Here is a 10,496-nt window from a genome sequence, read left to right on the forward strand (position 1 = left end):
TTATGAAATGTCGAGGCGCAGAATGCGGGCATGAATAAATACGGGAACACAGGGGTGTTCGACATGTTCAGGGAAATCGGCCTCTATCTCATCGCCTCGCCGCGGTCGCGGATCTGGCAATTGCAGGAGCTGCGTGAGCTCGACGCGGAGCGCCTCGCCGACGTCGGCATCACCGAGGGCGAGGCGCTTTTCGGACGGCGCCAGGCGGTTCGGTCGCTGTTGCAGGCAGATGCGGGGCGCGTGCGCCATGCCGAAGCCGCGCGGGCAGGGGCGATCTAGGGTTTGGGCAATCGCCTGCCGTCCGATGCTGCCCGCTGACGGACGAAGCCGCCATTCAATCCGGCTGCTGATCCCAGCTCTCGATCCGCAATGCCGGCCAAACGGTGCGCCATCGATCCGTCTTCCGCTCGTATATCTCGCGTGTAATCTGTTTCCTGTTGGCGCGCACGACGGGTGCCAGCAGGTCACGGAGCCCAAAGGGCGCGCAGACCTCCAGGCCTTTGGATGACGGGCGGATCCCGAAGGCGGTTGCCGTGGTCGGGAACGTGGCGATGGCCTCCTCGCTCGAGCCGTAGGGGTCAAGCGGTGCGCCGAATTTTTCCGCGTACCAGAGATGCACGCGCGCCTCGTTCTTGACGTCGATGGAGACGAGCACGTCGGCAAACACACGCCGGATCCGGGCGGAGTGCGTGGCCTCGGCGTCTTCGGAAAGGTCGTTGCCGTCGAAATAGACGAGATCGATATCGTTGATCCCGTGCATGGGCGGGAAGCCGAAGGCGTGATTCCAGACCGTCTGCGCGACAGCGCCGGCCGCCAGCCAGGCCTCGGGCAGGGCGATGCGTTCCCAATCACTCAGGATCGGAGCCAACAGCGGGCTCCCATGCACGATGGTTTGCAGCTCCGCGCGCTGGTCCATCCAGGGAGGCCTCTTTCGGTTATCGACCGGTTTCGACATGTCGCGCGCGTCACGCCTCGACGATCGAAAAGCCGTCGATGGTGATCTCGCCCGGTGTCCGTATCGCGCCACGGTCAATCCAGATCGGGTTCCCCAGGCATTCGATCCGTGCGCCGCTCACCACGATACCGCCGTCGTCGTTACAGGCGACAATCGGCGTCGTCGTCTTTGTGCTGTAGCGCAGCAGCGCCGGCAGGTAGGCCGCGTCGTCATTGAGATGCGGGAAGAATTCGAACGGCGTGAGACCGAGTGCATCGCCATCTGTCACGTCCTCGGGTTGCTTGCCGACGAATGGTCCATCCGTCGCGATCGTCGGCCCCATCAGAATGGCGCCGGCACTGACGCCGATGAGAATGCCGCCGGACCGCGCCCAGTCGTGCAGCGGCCCGAGCATGCGGCTGCGCTTCAGCCGCTCGAGAAAGCCGCTGGTATGACCGCCTGAAAGGTGGATGGCGTCGGACGCGAAGAGTGCGGCGATGTCATCTGCCGAATGCGGTTCGTCAAGATCGAAGAACAGCGCGAGGTCGAGGCCGTATCGGCCGTAATAGGACTTTGCCGCCAGGAAGAAACTGCGATCCGGTTCCGGGCCGGAGGCGATGTAGGCGATGCGGCGGCCCGGGCCACGTGCCCCAAGCATCTCCACGAGCCTCCGGTCGATCGCCGCGCATTCGGGGAAAAGTTGGTCGCTGTAAAGGACGAGGTTGACCATCTTGCTCTCTTGATTCCAGCAGCTGGCGGGATGCCAACCGACCTGCTTTCCCGAAGCGCTTCCTCCTTTACGTTGCCCGTGCCGGCTGCTGTGCCACGCGGCGAGCATAGCGCCAGACGCCGAGCCAGCTGAAATAGTTGACGAGAAGCGCGAGCAACAACCAGAGCATGCTTGCGATGCCCGCCTGGCCCGAAGGTTGAGGCATGAGGTTCACGGCGCCGACCAGCGACACGCCGGCAAGCCAGATAGCAAGGAGCCTGCCAAACGGTCGCCAGAGTGCGATGGGCCGGACCGTCAGGTTGAAAGCGTAGGCGAGGAGCCCGATCAAAGTCAGAAAGGCGATCGCCACGCCAGCGCAGATCAGGCCCGCAAAGGCGAGCGTGAGCTGCAACTCCGGATTCGCGAGCAGAAGATTGGCGATCACGATCAAGCCGAGAACGAAGCCGACGCCGTAGATGACGGCAAACATCTTCCACATAACGAATCGGCTCCACGGCAACACAGACTTGCAATTTTAGGTAAGCGTACGAAACTCATCTGCCCTTTGGCGAGCGAATTCGGCCTGTGGCTCGGTCGATTGCCGAAGACTCGGGATAGGTTTGTCGCTCCGGAGATAGGGGAACCGCTTGCCAGCGTCGTCAAAGTCTGGCCAGCGGCTGATGCCGCCTCAACGCTCGTCGTAGGGCTGCGTGAAGCGTTCCCCATTGAATGTGTGTGTGCAGCACCCGCATGTCGGCTTCATGTCGTTCGCGGTGAGCGTGGGGTCCACCAATGCCAGGCGCTTGTTTTCGTCAACATAGAGACCGCTGTAGTACGAACTCTCGCCGACACGGACATATGCCTGTCGTTCCTCTTCGCTTCGGGCGACCAGCCAAAAAATGGGCTCAGAGCGATCGATCCGAGCGATGGCTTCGCTGTAGACTTCGTCCCAATCTTTGCCAACGCGTGAAAGCAAAAACCTGAACAGCGGCGTGTAATCCAATCCGTGCCGGTGGTGTGAGTGCATCGAACCGATATAAGCAAGGTCCTGTTTAGCCGCCTTGGTGTTGCGAGACGCTCGCCAATCGCCGCCGTTGCCGTGACGCACTCCGTGTGTTCGGCTGTTCACTCTGCGATAAAGCGGTTCTTTTCGTTGCATACCGCGTACTCGTGCGCCTGACAAAGGAGGGCTGGTTTCGTTTTCAATCCGCACTCAGCGCCACCGCCGGCTGCAGGCGCGAGGCGTTGCGGGCGGGCAGGAAACCGAAGGCAAGGCCGGTCATGAAGGCGCAGGCAAAGGCGAGCGCGACGGGGCCGAAGGTGAAGGAGACGGGCATGCCGAACTGGCCGGCAAGCGCGCCTGTGCCGAGCCCGAGCAGCACGCCGAGCGTCCCGCCGATCAGCGACACGACCAGTGCCTCGATGATGAACTGGAGCAGGATGTCGCGCTGGCGGGCGCCGGTCGCCATGCGCACGCCGATCTCGCGGGTGCGTTCGCTGACTGAAACCAGCATGATGTTCATCACCCCGATGCCGCCGACGAGCAGCGAGATCGCGGCGACGGAGCCTAAGAACAGCTTCAGCGTGTTCGAGGTCTCGGTGAAGGCCTCGCGCACCGAGGACATGTTGGTGATCTGCGTGTCCTGGCGCTTGTGGCGCTGGTCGAGCAGCGCCTGGATCGTCTGCTGGGTGATGTCGATCGTCGCGCCGTCCTTCACCTTGACGGTGATGTTCTTGATGTTGCGCTGGCCGAACAGGCGGATGCTGCCCGTGGTCAGAGGCACCAGCACCACGTCGTCCTGGTCGTTGCCAAAGGAGGTGGCGCCCATTTCGGCCATCACGCCGATCACCTGGAACGGGATCTTGTTGACGAGCACATATTGACCGATCGGATTGTCGCCATCGGGAAAGAGCGTCTTGACCACCGTCTGGCCAAGGACCGCGACCGGCGCGTAGGTGTCCATGTCGTCCTGGTTGATGAACTCGCCCCTCGCCACCTTCCAGGATTTGGCGGTGGTGAACTGCGGCACGGTGCCGTTGGCGGTCGTCTGGTAGTCGATATTACCGTGGCGAAGGGTGACGGAACTCGTCATTTCCGGCACGGCGAAGGCGACGTTCGGCACCTCGAGGATCGCATCGGCGTCCGCCGGAATGAGCGTAACGTTGCTTCCCCCCGCGCTGCCGCGGAAATTTGCCATGCTCGGGCGCACCACCAGCAGGTCCGAGCCCATCGACGAGATGCGGCTCAGCACCGAATCCTGAGCCCCGGTGCCGATCGCCAGCATCGCGACAACCGAGCCGACGCCGATGACGATGCCGAGAAGGGTGAGGATGGTGCGGAAGAGATTGGCCTTCAGCGCCCGGAACGCCATCTTCACGGCTTCGGTGACGTCGGCGATCGCGGCCGAGCCTTCGCTCACATGGCGGGCAAGGGCGGCAGCCCCTTCGGCGTTGACGCGGGCCTTCTTGGCGCGGTCGGCGACGATGCGGCCGTCATGGATCTCGATCAGCCGATCGGCCTGTTCGGCGACTTCGCGCGAGTGGGTGATGACGATGATCGTGTGGCCCTGTTCGTTCATGTCGCGCAGAAGCGCCATCACGTCCGAGCCGCTCTGGCTGTCGAGCGCGCCGGTCGGCTCGTCCGCCAGGATCACCCGGCCGCCGTTCATCAAGGCGCGGGCGATGGAGACGCGCTGCTGCTGGCCACCGGACAACTGGTTCGGCCGGTGGTCGAGCCTTTCGCCGAGCTTCAGCGCTTCGAGCAGCGCTTCTGCGCGGTCGTGCCGGTCTCGGGCCGGCATGCCGGCATAGACGGCGGGCACCTCGACATTTTCCTTGGCGCTTGCCGTCGGGATGAGGTTGTAGCTCTGGAAGACGAAGCCGAAGGTCCGGCGGCGAAGGGCCGCAAGCTCGTCGTTATCGAGGTGGGCCATGTTTTCGCCGTCGATCAGGTACTCGCCGCCGGTCGGCTGGTCGAGGCAGCCGAGAATGTTCATCAGCGTCGACTTGCCCGAACCGGACTGGCCGACGATCGCCACGAACTCGCCCGCCTCGATGTCGAGCGAAAGCCCGTGCAGGACCTCCACGGCGAGGTCGCCGTTGAAATAGGTCTTGCTGACGGCGCGGAGCGAGATGAGCGGGGCCATGACCGGTCTCGCTCGTCAGAACATCGGCGGCATGCGCATGCCGCCGCGCTGGTTGCGGTTGTCACGCGATGTGCCGGTCGCGCTCGATCCGGTGCCGACGACAACTTTCTCGCCCTCTTCAAGACCGCTTTTGATCTCGGCGCTGACACGGTTGCGGATACCGACCTCGACGTCGCGGGTCTCGATCGCGCCCGAGGCGGTGACGACGGAGACCTGGGCCTTGCGGCCTTCGCCGCGGGCTTGCGACCCTGCGCCATCGCGCCGGTCGCTGCCTTCGCCGGTGCCCTTTGCCGGATAGGTCAGGGCGGAACTCGGCACGACCAGCACGTCTCTCGCCGCGTCGCGCAGGAAGAAGACCTGCGCGCTCATCGACATCATCAGCTCGCCGTCCGGGTTGGGCACGTCGAAGAGTGCGTAATAGAGCACGACATTGTTGGTCGTGTCGGGCATCGGCTGGATCTGCCGGAGCTTGCCCGAGAAGCGTTTGCCCGGCTGGCCGAGCAGGGTGAAATAGGCGTCCATGCCGACCTTGAGCCGGATGACATCGGCCTCCGACACCTGCGCCTTGACGGTCATGGTCGAAAGGTCGGCGATGGTGACGATGGTTGGCGTCGTCTGGTTGGCGTTCAGCGTCTGGCCGGCCTTGGCGGGATTGGCGACGATGGTGCCGGAGATCGGCGCGAAGATCTTGGTGTAGCCGAGATCAACCTTGTCGCCGGCAAGGGTCGCCTGTTGTTTGCGGATCTGCGCCTCGATGGCGTTGACGTCGGCTTCGGCGGCCGCGAGATCGGCGATCGCCTGGTCGAGCGTCGATTGCGCGACGCTCTTCGTCTCGACCAGATTGCGCTGGCGGTCGATATTGGCCTGCTTCAGGACCAGCTGCGCCTTCTTGGAAATCAGCTGCGCCTGGAGATTGGCCAGCTCGGCCTGGTCGATCTCGATGCGGTTTTCGATGGTTGCCGGGTCGATTTCCGCGACCAGCTGGTCGCCGGTGACCCTGTCGCCGATCGCCACATGCAGCGCCTTCAGCTGTCCGGAGACTTGCGCGCCGGCATCGACGGAATTGACGGCGTCGAGCGTGCCGACGGCCGTCACCGCATTTTCGATATCGCCGCGCGCCACCACCTCGGTGACAACAGCGGAGGATGCCGGGCTTTCGCCATAGCGCGTCCAGCCGTACCAGGCGGCGCCGGCAACGGCGAGAACGACGGGCACCCACAGCCAGCGCCGCGGGCGACGCTTGCGCGTCACCGTCTTCACCGCACCGGGAATGAAGGTGACATTCGGCGCCGCGTCGCTTCGGGGCGGGGTGTCGGCTCTGGCCGTCTTGATCGTCTTGTTCATCGCTTCGCCTTATCCGGCATAAACCCTTCTAAAAATAGAAGCGAACGGGCCCGGCGAACAGCATTGAGATCATTATATTTTCGTAATCTTGGACGGGTGCGTCGCAAAATCGGGGCGCCGGCCGCGCGCAGGCACCCCGTTGTTTGCGTCGAGGCGTCGCATCAACCCCGCGGTGCGGCGATCAGCGCCGCCACATCAACGACGGCGCCGTGGTGGTCGGCAAGGCCGGCGAGCTCGGCTTCGTGCAGGGCGCGCGCGGGAATGGTGCCGGTTGCCGACGGCAGGTCGCGGGTGGTGCAGGCGTCGGCGGCGATGGTGATGCCGTAGCCGAGGTCCTTGGCCGCGCGAGCGGTGGAAGACACGCAATTGTGGGTCATGAAGCCGGCGAAGATAACGGGCGTGCCGGCCGGGCCGACGACTTCGGCGAGGTTGGTGTCGGAAAAGCCGTTCGGCCGCGTCTTCTCGACGACGGTTTCGCCGGCCATCGGCGCCAGCGCATCGACGATCGCGCCGCGGTGCGCCGACCGGTCGAACATGCCGCCGGCAGAACCCCGATGGGCGACGTGAATGATCTTCGCGCCGGCCGTGCGGGCGGCTGCGAGCAGCTGTCGCGCCTTTTCGATTGCTGCTTCCGGCTCGACGAGGCGAAGCGGACCTTCGAGATATTCGTTCTGGTAATCCATCAGCACCAGGGTCGCTTCGCCAAGCGGCGGCGGTGTGAGCGTGACGCCGGCGAGGGTGAAGAGGGTTGCGGCTGGGGCAGAAGCAGTCATGGGAAGGTTCCTTGTTTGCGTCGAGATGGGGGGCGAAGCGGGTTGGTCGGCGGCGGTCTGTCGGGCGGTGCCTCTGCGCCGAGGTCTGGGAGGCGAAGCGTTTTTTCTATGGACTTGATCTTACCTCCTGCATTGGCGCAGGGTGATCCGAAGTTTTCGGAGGAAGGTCTGCATGAATGCAGGGTGGGCGGATCTTGAATTGCTGGATCATCTGGTGCGCGGCGCGACGCTCAGTCAGGCGGCCCGTTCGCTCGGCGTCGACCAGACGACGGTGTCGCGGCGGCTCGCCGCGCTGGAGCGGCGCGTCGGGGCGGCGCTGTTCGACCGCATCGACGGCCGGCTGACGCCGACGCCGGTGCTTGTGCCCGTCGTCGACCGGTTGCGAGCGATGTCGGAGGAGGCATCGCTGTCGCTCGCAACCCTGTTGCGGACCACAGCGGAACTCAAAGGGCAGGTCAGGGTGACAAGCATCGGTTTCGTCTTGAGCGCCATCCTGGCGCCGGCGCTTGCCCGCCTCGAACAGCGCCATCCGGGCTTGACGCTTGATCTGGTTGCCGACAACCAGATGCTGAGCATCGAGCGCCGCGAGGCCGACATTGCCATCCGCATGGCGCGCGCGGGCGAAGACAGCGTGCGGGTGAAAAGCCTTGGGCTCCTGCGCTTCCGGCTGTTCCGGCCGAAGGGGCAGGGGGCGGGGCCGTGTCCTGTCGTGCGCTACGGCCCGGCGCTTGCCCACGTGCCGGAGATGCAGGCGCTCGACAGCCTGCGGCCGGACGCCCGCGTGGCGCTGACCGCCGACAAGCTGGAGATCCTGATGGAGGCAGCCCTTGCGCTCGGCGCCGAGCTGATGTTGCCGGAAGTCTCGGGTTTGCGCGACCCGCGCTTCGACGTGGTGGACGAACCGGGCGCGACCGCCGAGCGGCCGGTCTACCTGATGATGCACCCGGAGCGGGCGCGCGTGCCAAGCGTGGCGGCGGTGGCGGCCTTCATCGAGGAGACGATGCGGGGTTGGAAGTAGGCGGTGGCGATGCGGGCGTCTCGCCCCTCTCCTCGGGTTTAACTCGAGGACTAACCCTCTCACCGCAGACGGGGAGAGGGTACGTGGCCGAAAGCCGATTGCTCCATTGAGGCAGCCGTTGGCGAACATTCGATGCCGAACGAGACCTGCTCCGTCGGGAACCGACGATGCATGTTCAAGATGGATGTTATTGCGGCGAGCAGGTGCCGTACGCTTCCTTCGCCCCGCCCGCGGGGAGAAGGTGCCGGCAGGCGGATGAGGGGCGCCCTGTTGCACCACGCGCACAGCGAATGCCGCCATGACCACCGACCTTGCATGCGACGGGCGCCGATCAGGCTCCCGACGACAGCGCCTGCATCAAGGCGTCGAGCGCCCCAGGCACGGCGACATCGATACACCGGATGCCCGCGGCGCGCGCAGCCTCGAGCATCTCTCTGTTTTCGCGGATCGAGCGCTCGATAAACTTGTCGATGATCGCCGCTTTCTGCTCGTAAGTTTCGTCGCGGCGGGCCTCTGCCAGCATCCGCCGACGCAGGAAGTCGTCATCCGCATAAAGGAACAGGGCGGTGACGCTGCCCGGTTCAAGCTGAGCCACATATTCCGGTCGAAGCGCCGCTCCTTCCAGCACGAACGGCTCGGCGCGTTGGCGGTGGCTGTCGATGACCTCAAGGATGCGTGGCCACATGTTTTCGTGATGAACCTTCAGGAACCAATGGATCGTCTCGTCCGTCAAGCTGGCATGGTACTCGGCGACCTCAGGCCGAACCGAGGGCCAAGGCCTGCCGGGATGGCGGCCGAGCGCATCCGTCGAGATCAGTTCGCGGCTGAGCGAACGGGCCAAGGTGCCAGCAAATGTCGATTTGCCGACATGCGAGCTTCCGCCAATCAGGATGCCGAGGGGCTGCTGAATCATTCGTCGAACTCCATCACACCTTCAATCGGTCCACCTCGCCGGAACCGGTTTCGGCATGGTGGCTCTCCAGCCGAGCGCATTCGCGTGCGGAGGTTCAGCCCCAGGCGACGTAAACAAACCTAGCAAGGGAAGTGCGCCGCCCAGTCCGACAAATCCCCAGACGCGGCGATCGCGTCTCTTTCGCGCCGGAAACGCTTTACCGCGTTGATGCACGCGGCGACAAAGAAAACCGCGACAACGAGAATGTATGCCTTTTGATGCGGCGGCACCGTCGACCTCTCCGGTTGGATCTTCAGCCTAGGGCCTCTGTCTTGCGCCGTCACCGCCGAAATTTCGCCCCCTTGTGAGAATCGTCTTGACGCCTCCGAGACGCTTCACTAGAACACTGCGAACCGTACCGTACGGTACTGATCGGGAGCGAGCCACGTGCAGATGACTGCGGCAATGAGAGAGGCAAATGCCGGGGAGGGGCTGACAGAACGTCAGGGCGCCGTTCTCGAGCAGGCATTGCGTCTTCTTGTCGACGGCGGTGAAAAGGCGCTGACGACGGCCGGCATCGCGCGCGCTGCCAATTGCTCCAAGGAAAGCCTCTACAAGTGGTTCGGCGATCGCGATGGGCTGATCTCGGCAATGATCGGCTTCCAGGCAAGCAAGGTGCGCACGCAGGATGTTGCCGCCCGCACGCTTGATGCCGGGAGCCTTCGCAGCCATCTCGTCACCTTTGCGAAGGATCTGCTCGAGGTTCTGGCGGGCGACGTGTCGCTGGCGCTCAACCGGCTGGCGATCGGCCAGGCGAGCCGCGACGGCTCCAAGCTCGGCCACATGCTGCAGGAGCGCGGGCGCCGGCAGATCGGCAGACGGGCGGCGGCGCTGCTCGAGGCCGGGCGCAAGGCGGGGCTTTTGTCGTTCGACGACGCCGAAGAGGCCTATGGCGCGCTCTACGGGCTCATCGTCTCCGACTGGCACCTGAAGATGCTGCTCGGCGAAGAGGCCGGCGAGATGAGGCAAGGTTTTGGCCGCAAGGCGGAGCAGGCGGTTTCAGCCTTCCTCGCGCTTTACGGCACGAAGAGGTAACTGCAGCGCCGCGCTTCGCAAGAGGCGCAATGGTCGCTGCAGAAGAAGGAATTGCCGCATGGCCCCGGATCTCCAGGGCGATACGGCGGAAGCAACGGACAACAAACGGGAAGGACTACTCAAATGCGCGTCTATTACGATCGTGATGCCGATATCAACCTGATCAAGTCGAAGAAGGTCGCCATCGTCGGCTACGGCAGCCAGGGCCGCGCCCATGCGCTGAACCTGAAGGATTCCGGCGCCAAGGAAATCCGCATTGCCCTGAAGCCGGGCTCGGCAACGGCTGCCAAGGTCGAGGCCGACGGTCTCCAGGTCATGTCGGTTTCGGAAGCCGCCAAGTGGGCCGACCTCATCATGATGGCGACCCCGGACGAACTGCAGGCCGAAATCTACAAGGGCGAAATCGCCGGCAACATCCGTGACGGCGCCGCGATCGCTTTCGCCCACGGCCTCAACGTTCACTTCGGCCTGATCGAGCCGAAGGCTTCGCTCGACGTCGTCATGATCGCGCCGAAGGGCCCGGGCCACACGGTTCGCGGCGAATACCAGAAGGGCGGCGGCGTTCCCTGCCTCGTTGCCGTTCAC

At 64.4% G+C, this 10,496-nt stretch carries 12 protein-coding genes; 4 read left to right on the forward strand and 8 right to left on the reverse strand.

The genetic code is table 11. The features are described from left to right. Positions 1-30 precede the first annotated feature (30 nt). Positions 31-279: a hypothetical protein gene (locus tag VGO12_RS15575; protein WP_327513651.1), complete on the forward strand. Its 249-nt coding sequence runs from the start codon at positions 31-33 to the stop codon at positions 277-279. 55 nt (positions 280-334) lie between these two features. On the opposite strand, the gene VGO12_RS15580 is transcribed toward VGO12_RS15575, so the two are convergent. The 7 genes from VGO12_RS15580 to VGO12_RS15610 all read right to left on the reverse strand — a co-directional run bounded on the left by VGO12_RS15580 (position 335) and on the right by VGO12_RS15610 (position 6,906). Beyond that, positions 335-916 carry a nucleotidyltransferase family protein gene (locus tag VGO12_RS15580; RefSeq protein WP_327513652.1) on the reverse strand — a complete coding sequence of 194 codons (582 nt, stop codon included), beginning with the start codon at positions 914-916 and terminating at the stop codon, positions 335-337. Positions 917-965: 49 nt separating this feature from the next. Then, positions 966-1,664: a Type 1 glutamine amidotransferase-like domain-containing protein gene (locus tag VGO12_RS15585; protein ID WP_327513653.1), complete on the reverse strand. Its 699-nt coding sequence runs from the start codon at positions 1,662-1,664 to the stop codon at positions 966-968. A 67-nt stretch (positions 1,665-1,731) separates the two neighbouring features. Beyond that, positions 1,732-2,142 (reverse strand): hypothetical protein, encoded by a 411-nt coding sequence (locus VGO12_RS15590; protein ID WP_327513654.1) that lies wholly within the window; start codon positions 2,140-2,142, stop codon positions 1,732-1,734. A 189-nt stretch (positions 2,143-2,331) separates the two neighbouring features. Further along, positions 2,332-2,802 carry a hypothetical protein gene (locus tag VGO12_RS15595; RefSeq protein ID WP_327513655.1) on the reverse strand — a complete coding sequence of 157 codons (471 nt, stop codon included), beginning with the start codon at positions 2,800-2,802 and terminating at the stop codon, positions 2,332-2,334. 43 nt (positions 2,803-2,845) lie between these two features. Continuing rightward, on the reverse strand, positions 2,846-4,789 hold the full coding sequence (locus VGO12_RS15600) for a MacB family efflux pump subunit (protein ID WP_327513656.1): 1,944 nt from the start codon (positions 4,787-4,789) through the stop codon (positions 2,846-2,848). 15 nt (positions 4,790-4,804) lie between these two features. Then, positions 4,805-6,133: an efflux RND transporter periplasmic adaptor subunit gene (locus tag VGO12_RS15605; RefSeq protein WP_327513657.1), complete on the reverse strand. Its 1,329-nt coding sequence runs from the start codon at positions 6,131-6,133 to the stop codon at positions 4,805-4,807. 161 nt (positions 6,134-6,294) lie between these two features. Continuing rightward, positions 6,295-6,906 (reverse strand): cysteine hydrolase family protein, encoded by a 612-nt coding sequence (locus VGO12_RS15610; RefSeq protein ID WP_327513658.1) that lies wholly within the window; start codon positions 6,904-6,906, stop codon positions 6,295-6,297. A 172-nt stretch (positions 6,907-7,078) separates the two neighbouring features. Between VGO12_RS15610 and VGO12_RS15615 the strand changes: the two genes are divergently transcribed. Beyond that, the gene (locus VGO12_RS15615) at positions 7,079-7,924 is read left to right on the forward strand and encodes a LysR family transcriptional regulator (protein WP_327513659.1); all 846 of its coding nucleotides are present in this window, start codon (positions 7,079-7,081) and stop codon (positions 7,922-7,924) included. Between the two features lie 331 nt (positions 7,925-8,255). Here VGO12_RS15615 and VGO12_RS15620 read toward each other — a convergent pair whose 3' ends face one another. Continuing rightward, positions 8,256-8,837, reverse strand: coding sequence for a hypothetical protein (locus VGO12_RS15620; RefSeq protein WP_327513660.1), 582 nt, complete (start codon positions 8,835-8,837; stop codon positions 8,256-8,258). Between the two features lie 426 nt (positions 8,838-9,263). On the opposite strand from VGO12_RS15620, the gene VGO12_RS15625 reads away from it, so the two are divergent. Together VGO12_RS15625 and VGO12_RS15630 are read left to right on the forward strand one after the other, a co-directional pair. Beyond that, a complete protein-coding gene (locus tag VGO12_RS15625; protein WP_327513661.1) occupies positions 9,264-9,911 on the forward strand; it encodes a TetR/AcrR family transcriptional regulator in 648 nt (215 codons plus the stop codon). 123 nt (positions 9,912-10,034) lie between these two features. After that, the coding region (locus VGO12_RS15630) for an NAD(P)-binding domain-containing protein (RefSeq protein ID WP_327513662.1) at positions 10,035-10,496 on the forward strand (462 nt) is incomplete at its 3' end.

The organism is Ensifer sp., from assembly GCF_035999135.1.
In the GTDB taxonomy this organism is placed as follows: domain Bacteria; phylum Pseudomonadota; class Alphaproteobacteria; order Rhizobiales; family Rhizobiaceae; genus Ensifer.

Coding starts and splice junctions, on each gene's coding strand:
- VGO12_RS15590 (WP_327513654.1), bottom strand. CDS start 2,142: ATGTGGAAGATGTTTGCCGTCATCTACGGCGTCGGCTTCGTTCTCGGC.
- VGO12_RS15605 (WP_327513657.1), bottom strand. CDS start 6,133: ATGAACAAGACGATCAAGACGGCCAGAGCCGACACCCCGCCCCGAAGC.
- VGO12_RS15610 (WP_327513658.1), bottom strand. CDS start 6,906: ATGACTGCTTCTGCCCCAGCCGCAACCCTCTTCACCCTCGCCGGCGTC.
- VGO12_RS15620 (WP_327513660.1), bottom strand. CDS start 8,837: ATGATTCAGCAGCCCCTCGGCATCCTGATTGGCGGAAGCTCGCATGTC.
- VGO12_RS15575 (WP_327513651.1), top strand. CDS start 31: ATGAATAAATACGGGAACACAGGGGTGTTCGACATGTTCAGGGAAATC.
- VGO12_RS15595 (WP_327513655.1), bottom strand. CDS start 2,802: ATGCAACGAAAAGAACCGCTTTATCGCAGAGTGAACAGCCGAACACAC.
- VGO12_RS15615 (WP_327513659.1), top strand. CDS start 7,079: ATGAATGCAGGGTGGGCGGATCTTGAATTGCTGGATCATCTGGTGCGC.
- VGO12_RS15580 (WP_327513652.1), bottom strand. CDS start 916: ATGGACCAGCGCGCGGAGCTGCAAACCATCGTGCATGGGAGCCCGCTG.
- VGO12_RS15585 (WP_327513653.1), bottom strand. CDS start 1,664: ATGGTCAACCTCGTCCTTTACAGCGACCAACTTTTCCCCGAATGCGCG.
- VGO12_RS15600 (WP_327513656.1), bottom strand. CDS start 4,789: ATGGCCCCGCTCATCTCGCTCCGCGCCGTCAGCAAGACCTATTTCAAC.